We start from the raw sequence: 16,133 nt of genomic DNA, 5'->3' as shown, positions 1-16,133 counted from the left end.
CGAAAGGCTGTAATTAGATGAAGAAATCCAGGCGGAAATAGATCGGTGCTTCGCGCTCGGTGAGCACATCCGGTCGTTCCAGGGAATGGGCGAATGTCACGCTGGCGGCGACGTGCTGGCCGCGGGCGAACAGTTCCAGCGAGTTGCTCGACATGCGCCCGTGCTGATCACCGTTGTAGCGACCGTTCTGGATCACGCCCTGGTCATAGCCGATGCTGGTGCCGTATTCGCTGAACACCGGTTGCAGCCATTGGGCCGTGACCGGACGCGCCCAGCGCAGATCGTTGCGCCAGTAACCGCCGCTGTCGCCGGACAACGACTGATCCTTGTAACCGCGAATCGACGACGAGCCCCCAAGGCTGGTGCGCTGCGGGCTGAACAGCACATCTTCGCTGCGCTGGCCGGTCATCAGGCTGCTGAAACTGAGCGACTCACCCCACAGCTTGAACGGCTGCAGATAGCTCACGGTCGCGGTGTATTTGCGGTAGCGCGCATCCGGTTCGCCCGGACCCGGATCGTGACTGCCCTGGGCGTCGAACGCGCCGATGCCTTCCTGCATGCCCATATCGAAGTTGACGAAAGCATTGCCGATGCGACGGCCATGGTTGATGCCGAACTGCGCTTCACTGATGCGATTGCTGCTGAGCTTGAGCTTGCTGTCTTCGATGAAGTTGTTGGTGCGCAGGTACGACAGGCCGGTGCTGAGCGAGGTCTTGCTGACGGCATCGCGATAAATCACCCGCTCGGCGCGTACCTGGTGGTTTTCGCTGTCGCCGGTCTGTTTGAAGTTGTAACCGTTGGCGGCGATCTGCGAGCGGTAGTCGCTCTGGCTGTAGGTGTAGGTGAAGTTCCACCAGCCCCACGGCAGGTTGTAGTTGAGCATGGCGTTGCTGGAAGTGTGCTGGTGATCGGTCATCGCATCGTGACCGCCACGCAGGCTCAACTGATCGGCCAGGCCCAGCGGGCTGTCCCAATCGAACGTCGTGCCCCACTGCTGCTCGCCGGTGCTGCGCTGGCCATCGTTGCTGCGCGAAAGGCCGGCACGCCAGGGTTTTTGCGGGGTATTGGTCACCAGCACCGTGCTGCCACCCACATTCTCGCCCGGTGACAGCTCCATCTTGGCCTGATTGGACGGCAGGCGATTGAGCTGATCGACCATCTGCTCGATTTCGCGCAGATTGACCAGCTCACCGGTCTTGCCAGGAAATGCCATCGCCAGTTCGCGGTCCGACAGCTTGCTGTTCTCGGCGCCCTTGAGGCCTTCGAGTTTGCCTTCGACCACCAGCACTTTCAGGTGGCCGGCGGACAGGTCCTGCTGTGGCAGGTAGGCGCGACTGGTGACCAGCCCCTTCTCGATGTAGTAGTCGGTGATGACTTTCAGCAACGCGTTGAGTTGCGGCACACCGAGACATTCACCGATGTAGGGTTTGAGCAGGCTGTTCCTGTCGCGCTCGGAGAGGCTGTCGGCGCCCTTGAGTTCGATGTCCTTGATCAGAAAGCAACGGCTATCCGTGGGCGCCGTCGGTGGCGCAGGTTTGGCTTCTTTACCCGGCAGGTCCTTGAGTTCTTCCAGTCGCCGTTGCTGCTCTTCGAGCAAACGGTTCTGGCGATCGCGAATCAGATCGGTTTCCCCGGGGGTGGGGGCGGCAAACGCAATTTGAAGCGGAGACAGGCACAGCAAAACTGCGCACAGCCGCGCCGCGAGGGCGGGTGAGGACATGTTCGATCCCTCGAGACGAAAGTGATATCAAAATAATGGCGCGATATTAGATGGCCATCATTTTGACGTCAAACTTAAGTTTCTACCGTCTGTCGGGGATTCGTGCGGGTTTTCCCCAGTGTTCTACAGCAAGCCGGGTGGCCACCTCATCGGGCGCCAATAAGCGACCCTCTGCAGACCTGAGTTCCCGTTTGCGAATCGGCTGTCGATGTTATGCATCGACCATCACCGAACCTGGCTCACCCGGCGCGTACATGAACCCCGCCCCATTGCGACAACGCGACGATCACGGTTTGCAGGGGCCGGCCAGCGGACAGGCATTGCCCTGCAGGCTTCTGCGTTTCACGCCTTCATACTCCCTCGAATAATCGCTCGAAGTTGCACCAAAGAACCTGGCGATCAATCAGACGTCATTGCAACCCAGCACCTGCATACAAGTCGCCCGCCTGCTTTGCGCAGATAGTGAAGGCTGCCATTCCGGCATCTGCACGCCCATCAGCGAACCCTGACGCAAGGAGTTTTCATGAGCACGTTCTTCACTCACGACGGCATCGAAATCTATTACAAGGACTGGGGCAGCGGTAAGCCCGTGTTGTTCAGCCACGGCTGGCCGCTGGATGCGGACATGTGGGAATACCAGATGGAATACCTGAGCAGCCGCGGTTACCGCACCATTGCCTTCGACCGTCGCGGCTTTGGCCGTTCCGAACAGCCTTGGCACGGTTACGACTACGACACCTTCGCCGATGACATCGCGCAGCTGATCAAGCACCTGGACCTGCGCGAAGTCACCCTGGTGGGCTTCTCCATGGGCGGCGGCGACGTCAGCCGCTACATCGCCCGGCACGGCAGCGAGCGGGTGGCTGGCCTGGTGCTGCTGGGCGCGGTGACGCCGTTGTTCGGCCAGAAAGCCGACTTCCCGCAAGGCGTCGACAAGTCGGTGTTCGACGGCATCAAGGCGGGCCTGCTGAAAGATCGCGCACAGTTCATTGCCGATTTTGCCGCACCGTTCTATGGCACCAACCAAGGCCAGAAAGTCTCCGATGGCGTGCTCACGCAAACCCTGAACATCGCGCTGATGGCCTCGCTCAAAGGCACAGTGGATTGCGTCACCGCGTTCTCGGAAACCGACTTCCGCCCGGACATGAGCAAAATCGACGTGCCGACCCTGGTGATCCACGGCGACGGCGACCAGATCGTCCCGTTCGAAACCACCGGCAAACAGGCGGCGGCACAGATCAAGGGCGCTGAACTGAAGGTCTACGCCGGTGCGCCGCACGGGTTTGCAGTGACGCATGCGCAGGCGTTGAATGAGGATCTGTTGGCGTTCCTCAACCGCTGAGCGGCCTTGCGTGAGGATTTGATTCAGCCGGTGCCGAACTCAATTCCTTGACCGCCAAGTGCCGTTCACGAAAAAGGCGCCCCTTTCCTGAGGTGGGCGCCTTTTTTACCGGTTGCCGATTCAAACCACGCCAACAAAATCACTCGCTGTCAGCGCAACATGCCCAACCAGATCTATTTGAATATCCGCTCCAGATCCCGAATTTACATTGCCCTCCACATAGGTGTGATCCACGCCGCCAACGTTCACGAAGTGGTACTTCAGTTGTGACTGATTGCTGAACTCGGTACCCACGCCATTCCATTCGCCGAGGAACGTGAAATCCTGATTACCGGCCGAACCGGCGCCGGAAGTTCGCGAGTCAATCAGCGACAGATCAATATGGTCCTGCCCCTGAGTGAAATCATTGATGACATCGCGCGTGAGAACCGTCGTTCCCGAGTCGCCTGTGGCAGAGAAAACGAACACATCATTGCCTGTGCCGCCGGACAAGGTGTCGCGATTGCCGCCGCCCTCGAGCGTGTCACTGCCACCTCCGCCAGCGAGTGTGTCGCTGCTGCCCTGCCCCGTCAGGACGTTGTTGCCAGCATCACCGGTCAAGGTGTTGGCGCCGCTGCTGCCGATCACGTTTTCAACGTTGATCAGCGTGTCGTTGCCAGTCTGCGAGCTGCTCGCCAGACCGGTCGCCAGGTTGACCGTGGCACTGGCCGACGTACCCGACAAGTCGTATGTGTCATTGTCACCACCACCGTCGTAGCTGTCGTTGCCGTCGTTGACCGAGGCGCGCAAAGCGTCATTCCCCAGGCCGCCAAACACGCTGTCCAGGCCTTGCCCACCCACCAGCGTGTCGTTGCCGCTGCCACCGTCCAGCCAGTCATTGCCGCCCTGACCTTGCAGCACGTTGCTGGTGCTGTCGCCCAGGATATGATCGTTGCCAGAGCCACCGTTGACGTTTTCAATGCCGGTCAGGGTGTCACTGCCGGTCTGAGTGCTGGTTGAGGTGCCTGCCTGCAAATCTACCGTGGCCGCCGCCGAGGTGGCGGAGAGGTCATAGGTGTCGGTCCCGGCGCCGCCGTCATAATGGTCGTTACCATCGTTGAGCGACGCCAGCATTGTGTCGTTGCCACCGCCCCCCGACAGCGTGTCATTGCCGGCCAGCCCGGTGAGCTGGTTGTTGCCACTATTGCCGGTGATGACGTTGTCCAGAGCGTTACCCGTGCCATTGATATTGGCCGAGCCGAGCAAGGTCAGGTTTTCGACGTTGGCCCCCAGGGTGTAACTGATCGACGACATCACAGTGTCGGTGCCCTCATTGAGGTTTTCCTGCACCACATCGCCATTGGCGTCGACCATATAGACGTCGTTACCGACATTGCCACGCATCGTGTCGTTGCCGCTACCGCCATCCAGCAGATCCGAGCCGAGACCGCCATTGAGCACGTCGTTACCTGAATAGCCCATCAGGATGTCCTGATAGTTGGTGCCGTTGAGGGTATTGCTGAAGAAGTTGGTGCCCTCGATGAAGCGTCCGACCGCTTCCGTCGGATCTGAAGTCAATTGCTCCACGGTGCCGTTATTGTCGGTGTAGGTGGTCAGCACTCGCACCTGCTGACCAAACTGCGCCGAGGTCGGGGCAAAGGTCGAAGCATTGGCGCCTGCGATGTTCAGCCACGCGGCGCCCACCAGTGCTTGCCATTGATAGGAGAAGCCGCTTGGGCCCGGCAAGCCGTCGGCATCTTGAATCGCCGACGTGTTGGCGGTCAGCCGATACTGCGTTGGCACTGGCCGGCTCGGCGTGGCGGGCGCGGTGGCAAATCCCGACACTGCAACATTGCCGGTGGGCAAATGGTTGGTGATGCTCAGATTGACCGTGCGATCGGCGAAGCGCAGTTTCTCGACACCGATCACGATGTCGGTGCCGTCGACATTCGCAGCACCCACGCGCAGATCCACCACCTTGAACGCGGTGATCAACTCGCCCCCCGGACGGGTGTCGGTGAACTTGGTGATGCTGTAGTCGGCGAAGTTGCCACTGAGGATCGCGGTATCGGCTGCGCCATCGGCCGTACCGGGCGCAGCATGGTTATCACCCAGGATGAAATCCGGACGACTGGCTTGCAGGCCGGTGAAATGCTCGGCAAAGCCCTGACTGGCGAGCAAGTGATTGAGGTCGGCAAGTTTGATCGAGTCGCCGACGATTACATCATTACCGCCGTTGCCTTGGGCGACGTCGTCGCCGCTGCCGCCAATCAGCCAGTTCTCGGTGGCGCTGCCGATCAGGCCGGCCGTCGGATTGGCCGGCACGGCACTGTTGGGCCGACTGTCACTGAAGCGCGAACCGATCAGCCCTTCAATGTCGGTGAGCAAGGCGTTGAACGGCTGGAACAGCACGCCAGTGCCCGGGGCGGCGACGATATTCTGGTTGTTCAGATCCGCCGCCGCATCCAGCGCAATGTTCACATCGCTGAATGCGGCAATGTCGAAGCCGACATCACCAATGGCCTCATCGCCATCGCCCTGACCTGGAGCACCACCGAGGCCCGGCAAGAGAATATCGTCGCCGGCACCGCCGAACTCCTGGTCACCGGTCGAGCCGCCGGAAATGATGTCGTCGCCGTCTTCGCCGAACAGGATGTCCGGGCCGTCACCACCATAGATTTCATCGTTGCCGTCGCCGCCATGCACCAGGTCGGTGTCGCCACCGGCATCGATGTAATCGTTACCGGCACCGCCGTACAGTTCGTCGATCCCGGCTTCACCGTAAAGGTGGTCATTGCCGTTGCCGCCGATCACCACATCCAGGACGCCGGCACTGGTCCCGGCATAAATGGTGTCGTCGCCATCCCCGCCATCGAGGAAGTCTTCGATGTCGCCACCGTAGATCACGTCGTTACCGGCGCCACCGTAGATATGGTCGGCACCCGACTTGCCATCGAGGATGTCGTCGCCACCCTCGCCATAGATCGTATCGTCGCCGTCGCCGGCATCCAGCCAGTCGTTATAGTCGGTACCGACCAGCACTTCGTGGGAGTTGTAGCCTACGGCTGCGGTGCCGTCAGGGTTCTGGCCCTGATCCGGCCGGTAGTCACGGATATAGGTTTGCGCGGTATGGGTTTCCGGATTGCTCAAGCTCACCAGCAAGCCGTTGCCACCAATCCCACCGACGCCCCCGGTGGAGTAGACCCCCAGGTGGTTGGCTTCAATGAGCGTGCCGTACTTGTGCTCGCTCTTGTACGCGGTCGGACTGGCGCCCGAGTCGGTGTAACTCAACTCGATGTAGCTGTCGGCATAGCCAAACACATCCCCGGCCAGGTGCCGTGCGTCGGTGGTGCGTTCGATGATGTCCTTGAACTGCTCGGTGACCACCTGCTCGTTGAGGTTGGTCATCGCCGGCAAGCCGAGGTCGAGGCGGAACAGGTAGTAGAAACGGTCACCGTCCATCAACCGTTCCATCTGATCCTCGAAGATCGCATTGAAGGTGGTCCCCAGTTGCCCGGTATAGACGTGCTTTTCCGCCAGACCGCCGATCCATAGATCGATCGCGTTGTAACCGTCATAACCGGCCACGTGATTGCCGGCAGGATCGGCTGCGCCGGAGAGGAAATAGGCCGCTTGCTCTGCCGTCACACTGCCACCGGCGTAGTTGGTGGTCACGCCCGTCGCATCGGCATCGATGATCGCCTGGGCGTGCGCCACATCACCGTCGAACGAATAGGCCGCGATGAAGTTCACCAGCGACTCGGGGTGAATCATGTTGTTGGCGAAGTCACTCCAGCTGGTATAGGGCGTCAGGCCGTCGACGATCAGGTTAGTGTGGTGCTGCGCACCGGCCGGCGAGGCCCGTTCCGCGATCAGCGCATCGTGGATCTGCTGCCGTGCCTGGTTCAGGGTTGGCAACCCCAGATCCCGACCACGCGCCAGGTTGATGGTCGCCAGGTCCAGTGGCTGGCCAAGCAAGCCTTGTTGCAACGCCGGGGTGACGAACTCATCGATTTCGTTGCTGATCTGCCGGGTCATCCCCAGCGCAATTGCGGTGGGTCCCACTTCGGCAAAACCGCCCGGATTGAGAAACGCCTGCTCCAGCGCATAGTGGGTGATCGCGCCGGTCAGGTCGTAGCCACCACTGGCGTTTTTCTCCAGAGCATCAATGGTCTCGCGCAGTTGCGAGTGGCCGAAGCGGAATGCGGCCTGACCGTACTCCAGCGAGATATTGGTGTTGATCCCCGAGTCATAGGTGACGAATTCGGGCAGATCCGGCGTGATCAACCGGGCGTACTGGTCGATCGCCACGTGCTGGTATTCCATCTCCACGGTGAGTTTGGCGGCGTAGAACAATTTGTCCTGATCCCAAGACACCGTGACGCCGTCGGCCAGGGTGAAGTTGCCATTGGCGTCGCTGTAAAAACCGCCGCTGCCATTGCTGATCTGCACTTGCCAGTTGTGCCGGACATTGACGTCAGTCTGGCTCAGCACTTCGTTCTGCAGGTTGATCAGCTGCACATTGTGATCTTCGTGGAACACGTGATGGATCGCCGTGAGACCGAAGTTTTCGTTCACCCGTCCGTCGCCGGCAATGTAGTGATCGCCCACCGATTGCAGCAACAGTTCGTTGGCCACTGCGTAATCGGCACTGCCCGCTGCCGCGCTGATGGTGAAATCAGCAAAGTTGACGAAGCTGAACAGATTCTTCGGCCCGGCATTATCGTAATTGACGACCATGCCGTAAGGGTTGTTGGCATCGAAGGTGATGCTGGTGATGTGCGCGTCCAGCGACATCAGTCGGGCCTGGTCGATGTGCGCATCATCGAAGTGCGGGTTCATGTCCAGCAACAACGCCTCACGGGTGTACACCGCCTGCACGCCAGCGGTGTTGGGATCGGCATCGAGCACATGCCCATGGGCATCGCGCACGCGGAAGTTGGCGATGTCGTCCCAGGTCAGATCATCACGACCGGTGGCCAGCACATGGGCGCGCAATTCGCTCAAGGTCGGCAGGGTCTGGTGGGTCAGTACGCCGTTGAGTGTCCAGGCGGCTTCATCGCTCAGGGTCGTGCCATCGAACAGCGCCGCGCCGGCAATGAATTGCCCCGGGTGATTGGGATCGGCCACCCACTGGCGCAACAACTGCGTGACCGCGTCATTGGAGCCGTAGGTCTGGTTCTGATCGATGTAGGGCGAGTCGAGGTTGACGTACTGCGCCTGCCCCTGCCCGTCCACTTCAGCCACGGAGGCCCGGTGGACCTTGATCGAATACACCGGCTGCCCATCCGGACCGATCGTGCCGTAGAGCGGATCGTCCGGCGCCAGCGGAATGGTGATCGTCGCGTTCTGGTTGGGCTTGTTGATGAAGTCCAGGCCGTGGTCGAAGAATTGCCCGAACAGGGTGAACCAGCCGGTGGTCGACGGATCGCCTGACACGGTGTTCTGGTTGCGGATGTAGTACTGGCCGGAGTCCGGCGCACTGGTGTCGACTTCACCGATGGTGCCGAGAATGCCCGGATCGGTGACGATCGCCACGCCCGTGGCGGTGTGCTGGATATGGCCATTGGCGTCGGTGGCGAAGGTGACCCCGCCGCTGACGATGGTCTGGCTGATCATCCGCGGGGTGTAGTCCACCAGCGATGCTGTCGGATCGCTATAGAGTGAACTACTGTCAGTCATGGGCGTGGCGCCTGCCGGAACGCCGGCGCCGGCCAAGGCGTCGTTACTCAGATTTTGCTGGACGTAGTGGTTGTAGTCCGAATGGGTCAAACGGATGAAGTTCTGCCCGAAACTGCCCCAGCTTTGCCCGTCCTGAGTCAGGTTGTTGAAATGGCCGGAGACGTTGCGCAGACCGATCGGATCGCGGGCGCCGTTGTACCAGACGGTTTCACCGGGCGGTGTGTCGAGTGGGTTGAAGCTACCAAGCAAGCCGAGCACATGGACATTGCCATCGGAACCGTCATAGCCGTATAGCGGCTGACCGGCGCTGTCGTAGCCAACGATATGGATGGTCGGAAACGTCACCTGTTGCTCGAGGAACGAAATATCGTTGCTGTTGAGGGTGAAGCGCTTTAGCTGGTACATGGCAAACTCCGGATATCCGTTGGCTCGCAAGGTTTTTCAACCGACTTACCACGATCATCAGGAAATCGACGCGATGGCAAAAGATGCAAAAGTCCAATCAAAAATCGAGACTTTTGTCGCCGATGAGTCTGAGACTTTGGTCGAACCCAGACCTGTCCACGGAAGACTCTGGCGCTGGCGCTTCAAGCAGCGCACCCGCCATCTGAGCCGCTCCACCCAGTTTGTGCTGGCCGCTGCACTGATCCTCGGGCTGACGATGTTTTTCGTCGGCAAACTGGTGAGTGCACGCATCGAGCGTGCAGCCGTGCAGAGCGCTGCCGAAGCGGGCGCGCATTACATGGAAGCGTTTCTGGAGCCGTACGTGCAGGAGATGAGTCGCGATAACGGCCTGTCCCCGACCAGCGTCAAATCCCTGGATCGGCTCATGGATAGCCGCTCGCTGAAGCGACACATCGTCTCGATCAAAATCTGGCGTGGCGATGGCACGGTGGTCTACAGCACAGACAAATCCATCACCAACCGCCAGTTCCCGATGGATGAAATTGCCGAGGCGCTCAAAGGCAATGTGGTCACCGACCTTGAAGACCTGGATCAGGAAGAGAACGAATTCGAGCGCAAGCTCAACGTACCGCTGTACGAAATCTACGCGCCACTGCGCGAATTCAGCACCCGGAAAATCATCGCCGTGGGCGAGTTCTACGAAAAAGCCGAAAGCCTGGAACAGGAAATCAACCGCGTCCGTCAACAAGTGTGGATGGTGGTCGGCACGGCTACGCTGGCGATGTTGACGCTGCTGTTTTTCATTGTCCGGCGTGGCGACCAGATCATCCAGCGTCAACAGGTGACCCTGCGAATGCGGCTGTTGGAGCAGACCCGCCTGCACATCAGCAACGCCGCCCTGCATCGCAAAATCAACACCGCGACCCAAGAGTTCTCGCGCATCAACGAATTGACCCTGCGCCGCATTGGTGCCGATCTGCATGACGGGCCGGCCCAACTGCTGACACTGATTCTGATCCGCCTGGATGACTTGGCCGAGCACTGCACAACACTGGATCAGGAGTCGCTGGAAACCATCCGCGGCGCCGCTACCGACGCCTTGCGTGAGGTGCGCGACCTTTCGCGAGGCCTGGCCCTTCCGGAAATCAACGACCTGACCCTGACGCAGGAACTGCAGCTGGTGGCCCAGCGGCATGAACAACGCACAGGCAGCAAAGTGCAGTTGAATATCGAAAATTTGCCAGACGCGGCACCACTACCGGTGAAGCTGTGCCTTTACCGTTTTGTGCAAGAGGCACTGAACAATGCCTACCGACATGCGCAGGGCAAAGGCCAGAGGATCATCGCGCATCACCAGGAAGGAACACTGACCATCACCGTCAAAGACGACGGGCCGGGCATGGCGGCCGACGCTTTAGTGGTCGATGGCCACGGACGAAACCGGCTGGGGCTGGCCGGTTTGCGCTATCGCGTGGAGTCACTGGGCGGCGTGTTCAGTATCGAGTCCTCACCGGGCGTCGGCACCGCCATCAGTGCACAGTTGCAGTGGTAATCAGGACCCCCCGTGAACATCCAGAGGCGTTGGCGCCGGGCTGATGTGCAATCGCCCGACAGCCTCGCGCTCCCAGTGGCGCCTGAGCGCCGTGACCGCTTCCACCCGGTTGCGTGCATGCAACTTTTGCATCACGCACGTCATGTAGTACTTGACGGTTTTTTCGCTGATGAACAGCTTGGAGGCCACCTCTTTGTTGGTCAGGCCCTTCGAGACTTCGCGGATAATCTGCTCTTCCCGATGAGTGAGGTCGATCTTGCGGACTTCGGCTTCATGTTTCTTGAAATTGCTCAACAGTTTGTTGGCGAACTCTGGGGTGATAAAGGTTTCGCCCCTGGCAATCGAACGGATCGCCAGCACCAGATCCGGTCCGCTGACGCCCTTCAACACATATCCGCGCGCACCCGCTTCCAGGGCTGAATAGGCGTCATCCTCAGACTCTGACACCGTCAGCATCAGCACTTTCACCTGCGGTAATTGCGTGGAGATGAACTTCACTGCGGCAAATACGTCGCCCGGCATATTGACGTCCATCAGCATCACGTCCGGTCTCATCCGCTGAGCAATATCCCGTGCCTCGTCGGCATTGCCGCCTTGTTCCACGACTTGCAGATCTGCCCTTTTTCTCAACGTGTTGGCAACACCTTCACGCAGTAGAGGGTGATCATCGGCAATACCGATGCGGATAAACGGATTCATAACGCGCTCCTGAAAAGGCCATGCGTATTGACGCCCATTGATTAATAGCAGCTAACCCGCCCGGCCGCAGGGCTCCGACCCATTGCAGACCGGGTCGCCAGCGCAAAAATTAGACTTAGGTCGGGCGATTTTTCGCCGTCAACAAGTCATCCGCTTAACAAGCGGCGACAAAATAGACGGGCAAGCCATTGTTTTTGAATAAACAAAAAACCGTCAGAAATATAACGCCAGTGAAAACCCGGACCTGAAGGTCATCCGACCAACAGTCGCTCTCCTACGCTGAGGTACATCAGGCCACGGCACTGGAACCTTGCGATGAACACGAAAAAACACCCGCGATCCGAGTTTGCCGACGTGTTTTTTCGGCTGCGCCACACGCTTTATTCGCTGGCCGGATTCAGTGGCGTGATCAACGTGCTGATGCTCTCTCCTGCCATCTACATGTTGCAGGTGTACGACCGGGCGCTGGTCAGCAGCAACCTCACCACCCTGATGATGCTGACCTTGCTGATGATCGGCCTCTACACCCTGCTGGCAATGCTCGAAGTCGTGCGCACCCGTGTGATGATCCGGGTCGGCAACCGGCTCGACATGGCCCTCAACCGTCGAGTGTTCACCGCCGCGTTCGAGCGCAACCTGCAACGTGCCGGCGGCAACCCCGCCCAGGCGCTGCAAGACCTTGCCCAGGTGCGCCAGTTTCTGACCGGCAATGGGCTGTTCGCCTTTTTCGATGCGCCGTGGACGCCAATCTACCTGTTCGTCGCCTATCTGATTCATCCGTTGCTGGGTATCGTCACCTTGTGCGGCTCGCTGATTCTGGTGGCACTGACCTGGCTCACCGAAATCGCCACGAAAAAGCCCCTGGCCGAAGCCAACATGGCCGCCCAGGTTTCAGGCACATTCGCCAACAACAATCTGCGCAACGCCGAAGTCATTGAAGCGATGGGCATGCTGCCGGCGATCACCGGGCGCTGGTTCGGCAGCCACCTGCGGATTCTGCAGATGCAGACTATGGCCTCGGATCGAGCGGCCTACATCAGCGGCCTCGGGCGTTTCGTGCGTATCACCCTGCAATCACTGATCCTCGGCACCGGTGCGTTGCTGGCCATCGAGGGCTCGATCACCCCGGGCATGATGATCGCCTGTTCGATCCTCAGTGGCCGGGCACTGGCACCCGTGGAGCAATTGATAGGAGCCTGGAAACAACTGCTGACCAGTCGCCGTGCGTGGTCGCGCCTGCGCGACCTGTTGCAGGATTTCCCGGCCCGCGCCGATGCGATGAAACTGCAAAAACCGTTGGGCATGATCTCGGTGGAACACCTGCACGCCGGTGCACCGGGCATGACGCAAGCCATCCTTCACGGGCCCAACTTCAACCTGTCACCCGGTGAATCACTGGGCATCATCGGTCCTTCTGCGTCGGGAAAATCGACACTGGCGCGTTTGCTGGTGGGCATCTGGCCCGCACTCAGTGGCAAGGTGCGACTCGACGGTGCCGACGTCTACCTGTGGAACAAACAGGAACTGGGCCCGTGGATCGGCTATCTGCCGCAGGACGTGGAATTGTTCGAAGGGACCATCGCCGACAACATCGCGCGCTTCGGCAATGTCGACAGTGAAGCAGTGATCATCGCCGCCAGGCGCGCCGGCGTACACGACATGATCCTGCGCTTTGCCCGAGGTTACGACACCACGCTGGACGTCGATGGCAACCCGTTGTCCGGTGGCCAGCGCCAACGCATCGGCCTGGCCCGCGCGCTGTATGGCGAACCTTCGCTGATTGTGCTCGACGAACCCAACGCCAACCTCGACGACGCCGGCGAGAAAGCACTGATCGAAGTGCTGGAGGATCTGAAGCAGCGGCGCTGCACCACGGTGTTGATCAGCCATCGGCCGAGCATCCTCGGCACTGTCGATAAAGTCCTGATGCTGCGCGAAGGCAGCACCCAGTTGTTCGGCCCACGGGAAGAGGTGTTCGCGGCGTTGCGTCAAACCAGCGTGCTACCGACCGTGGGCTCACCCACCCTGTCAGCCGTGCGCGGGAGAGAGTAAATGGGGGCCTTGAGTGTTGACCCGCATGGCCAGGAACTGCTGCGTGCAGTGGCCGAGATCGACGTCGACGACCGACGCCCGGCGCGCTGGGGCGTGCTGTTGGTGATCGTCGGCTTCGGCAGTTTTTTACTCTGGTCATGGCTCGCGCCGCTGGACGCGGGGATCGTTGCCACCGCCACGGTCAAGGTCACCAGTAACCGCAAGGCCATTCAGCACCAGACCGGCGGCACCATCGACGCGATTCTGGTGCGTGAAGGCGACAACGTCAGAAAGGATCAGGAACTGGTCAGGCTCGATGCCACTCAGGCGCTCTCCGAGCAAGGGGTGGTCAACGCCCAATTCATCGCCACGAAAACCATGGAAAACCGTCTGCAAGCCGAGCGCGACGGTTTATCGGAGGTGGTCTTCGACCCGCTCATGCTGCAGCGCTACGCCGACAATGAGCACCTGAGCGAGGCGATCCGCCTGCAGCGTCATCTGTTCGAAACGCGCCGCGCCAGTCTGGCCGGCGAGCTCGACATCCTGCGCGAATCGCTCAACTCGGCGGACGCGCAAATCAAGGGGCTGCAGCGCGTCTACAACGCCCGCTCATCACAGATTGGCTTCCTCAATCAGGAACTGACCGGCGTGCGCCAACTCGCCGCCGAAGGCTACGTGCCGCGCAACCGCATGCTGGAACTGGAGCGCACCGGTTCCGACCTGAATGCCTCTCAGGCCGATAACCTGAACAACATCGCCCGCGCCCGGGGGCAGGCGGCCGACATCAAGTTGCGCATCATCCAACGCGAATACGACTACCGCAAGGAAGTGCAGTCGCTGCTGGCCGATGTGCAAAAGGAAAACAGCGCCCTCACCGATCGCTTGCAAGCGCTGGACTATCAGGTGCGGCACACGGTAATCCGCTCGCCCATCGACGGCATGGTGCAGGGCTTGAGCGTGTCGACGGTCGGCGGGGTCATCGCCCCCGGTTTCAAGATCATGGAAATCGTCCCCGCCCATGAGCCTTTGCAAATCGACGCGATGATTCCGGTGCAGGCCATCGACCGTATGAACCCCGGGCTGCCGGTGATGATTTCGTTCCCCGCGTTCAACCATGTGCAGACGCCCAACATTCCCGGCAAGGTGCTGACCATCTCTGCCGACCGCCTGATGAGTGAGGACAACAAGCAGCCCTATTACCTGGCCCAGATCGAAGTGACCCAGGCCGGCATGGCCATGCTCGGCGACAATCACATACGTGCCGGCATGCCCGCCTCGGTCACCATCAAGACCGGGGAGCGCAACCTGCTCAGCTACCTGTTGAAACCTCTGCTCGACCGCGTCAACAGCGCGTTCAAGGAGCAATGAAGTGCATGGCCTGCGCCGAGTGATCGGGGTTGCCACGCTGTTGGGGCTGGCACAATCGGCCGCAGCACTGGATCTGCGCGAGTCGTGGAACCTGATGCAATTTCAGGGTCCCACCTTGCTGTCAGCCGGGTACGAGCGTGATGCCGCTCTGGAAAACCGCGCCATCGGCAAATCCGGCCTGCTGCCGAAAATCGGGATCACCGCGTTCGACAACCACATCAACGGCACGCAGCAACAGCCGGACTTCTACGGTAACAATCACACCAACGACCTGAACTACGCCTCGCGCGGTGCCACCCTGCAACTGCGCCAGCCATTATTCAACAAGCAGAAAATGGCCGAGTATCGGCAAGGCCAGTATCAGGCCGAGTACGGTAACGCGGTGTACGACGGCAAGGCCCAGGACTCGGCGGTGCGCCTGGCCGGGCGTTACTTCGACGTGCTGCTGGCCCATGAAACGGTCAAGCTTTCAACGGCCAAACTCAACGCACTGAATGAACAGGTGGCCTCAACTCAGCGCCGTCGCGAGCTGGGCGACGGCACCGTCACCGATGTCGACGAAGCCGTGGCGAGACGCGATCTCGCTCAGGCTGAACTGATCGAGGCACAAGACAGCCTTGTTGTCGCCAGACGCCAGTTGCAAGAGTACGTCGGTGAAGCACCCGAGCAGATTGCGACGTTGCAGGAAGCCTTCCCTACCCCGCCGTTGCGACCCGATAACCTGCAGGAATGGATCATCCGCGCGGGCGCCGATAATCCGTCGGTCCGCGCCCGTCGCTTGAATGTCAACACCGCCGATGAAGAAGTGGCCAAAGCCAAGGCAGGCCACTGGCCGACGCTTGATCTGGTGTTGGGCTACACCGCCGCCGACAGCGAGACCCTGTCGACGCAGAATCAACGCAACCGTTACACCTCGGCGGGAGTGGAGCTGAACATTCCGCTGTACAGCGGTGGCTACGTGAGTGCCCGCGCCCGGCAAAGCGTGGCCACCCGGGACCAGGCTGAAGAAGATCTAAATGCCACTCGCGAAGAAATCATCTCGGGGACCACTCGCGAGTTTCGCGCCGTACAAAGTGGTGAAGCGCGCATTCATGCGCTGGAAAAAGCCGTCAGTTCCAGCGAGCGCTCGCTGTTGTCGTCCAGAAAAGGCTTTCTGGCAGGCAGCAGCACCAATATCGACATCCTCAACGCCCAGGAACAGATCTTCAACGCGCGCCGCGACCTGTTCGAAGCCAAACTCCGCTACCTGCTGGCGAGGCTGCGGCTGGCGGCCGACGTCGGCGCACTGGGCGACGACGACATCGAAAGCGCCAATGCCTATCTGGGGCCCCGGCTGTCGTTCTGAGCCTGGCCGG

At 60.3% G+C, this 16,133-nt stretch carries 8 protein-coding genes; 5 read left to right on the top strand and 3 right to left on the bottom strand.

Annotation, left to right across the window (positions count from 1 at the left end):
- Positions 1-13: 13 nt before the first annotated feature.
- A complete protein-coding gene (locus HV782_RS12625; RefSeq protein ID WP_128614418.1) occupies positions 14-1,720 on the bottom strand; it encodes a ShlB/FhaC/HecB family hemolysin secretion/activation protein in 1,707 nt (568 codons plus the stop codon).
- Positions 1,721-2,243: 523 nt separating this feature from the next.
- On the opposite strand from HV782_RS12625, the gene HV782_RS12620 reads away from it, so the two are divergent.
- A complete protein-coding gene (locus tag HV782_RS12620) occupies positions 2,244-3,062 on the top strand; it encodes an alpha/beta fold hydrolase (protein WP_123467908.1) in 819 nt (272 codons plus the stop codon).
- A 120-nt stretch (positions 3,063-3,182) separates the two neighbouring features.
- Here HV782_RS12620 and HV782_RS12615 read toward each other — a convergent pair whose 3' ends face one another.
- Complete coding sequence (locus tag HV782_RS12615; RefSeq protein ID WP_186747177.1) at positions 3,183-9,128, bottom strand: peroxidase family protein; 5,946 nt, start codon at positions 9,126-9,128, stop codon at positions 3,183-3,185.
- A 73-nt stretch (positions 9,129-9,201) separates the two neighbouring features.
- On the opposite strand from HV782_RS12615, the gene HV782_RS12610 reads away from it, so the two are divergent.
- The gene (locus HV782_RS12610; RefSeq protein WP_186747179.1) at positions 9,202-10,680 is read left to right on the top strand and encodes a sensor histidine kinase; all 1,479 of its coding nucleotides are present in this window, start codon (positions 9,202-9,204) and stop codon (positions 10,678-10,680) included.
- Here HV782_RS12610 and HV782_RS12605 read toward each other — a convergent pair whose 3' ends face one another.
- On the bottom strand, positions 10,681-11,379 hold the full coding sequence (locus tag HV782_RS12605; RefSeq protein WP_128615413.1) for a response regulator: 699 nt from the start codon (positions 11,377-11,379) through the stop codon (positions 10,681-10,683). It abuts the gene before it with no gap.
- A gap of 315 nt (positions 11,380-11,694) precedes the next feature.
- Between HV782_RS12605 and HV782_RS12600 the strand changes: the two genes are divergently transcribed.
- Genes HV782_RS12600 through HV782_RS12590 form a run of 3 tightly spaced genes read left to right on the top strand, consistent with a single transcriptional unit; the run spans position 11,695 to position 16,123 of the window.
- Positions 11,695-13,431, top strand: coding sequence for a type I secretion system permease/ATPase (locus HV782_RS12600; RefSeq protein WP_128615414.1), 1,737 nt, complete (start codon positions 11,695-11,697; stop codon positions 13,429-13,431).
- Positions 13,432-14,778, top strand: coding sequence for an HlyD family type I secretion periplasmic adaptor subunit (locus HV782_RS12595; protein ID WP_186747181.1), 1,347 nt, complete (start codon positions 13,432-13,434; stop codon positions 14,776-14,778).
- 10 nt (positions 14,779-14,788) lie between these two features.
- Positions 14,789-16,123 carry a TolC family outer membrane protein gene (locus HV782_RS12590; protein WP_189655908.1) on the top strand — a complete coding sequence of 445 codons (1,335 nt, stop codon included), beginning with the start codon at positions 14,789-14,791 and terminating at the stop codon, positions 16,121-16,123.
- The last annotated feature ends 10 nt before the right edge of the window (positions 16,124-16,133 follow it).

The sequence above is a fragment of the Pseudomonas monsensis genome, from assembly GCF_014268495.2.
Lineage (GTDB): Bacteria > Pseudomonadota > Gammaproteobacteria > Pseudomonadales > Pseudomonadaceae > Aquipseudomonas > Aquipseudomonas monsensis.
This window is presented reverse-complemented; position numbering and strand designations above follow the sequence as displayed.

What these genes read in the sequence shown, in the direction of transcription:
- HV782_RS12625 (WP_128614418.1), bottom strand. Translation starts at nt 1,720, where the DNA reads ATGTCCTCACCCGCCCTCGCGGCGCGGCTGTGCGCAGTTTTGCTGTGC.
- HV782_RS12620 (WP_123467908.1), top strand. Translation starts at nt 2,244, where the DNA reads ATGAGCACGTTCTTCACTCACGACGGCATCGAAATCTATTACAAGGAC.
- HV782_RS12615 (WP_186747177.1), bottom strand. Translation starts at nt 9,128, where the DNA reads ATGTACCAGCTAAAGCGCTTCACCCTCAACAGCAACGATATTTCGTTC.
- HV782_RS12610 (WP_186747179.1), top strand. Translation starts at nt 9,202, where the DNA reads ATGGCAAAAGATGCAAAAGTCCAATCAAAAATCGAGACTTTTGTCGCC.
- HV782_RS12605 (WP_128615413.1), bottom strand. Translation starts at nt 11,379, where the DNA reads ATGAATCCGTTTATCCGCATCGGTATTGCCGATGATCACCCTCTACTG.
- HV782_RS12600 (WP_128615414.1), top strand. Translation starts at nt 11,695, where the DNA reads ATGAACACGAAAAAACACCCGCGATCCGAGTTTGCCGACGTGTTTTTT.
- HV782_RS12595 (WP_186747181.1), top strand. Translation starts at nt 13,432, where the DNA reads ATGGGGGCCTTGAGTGTTGACCCGCATGGCCAGGAACTGCTGCGTGCA.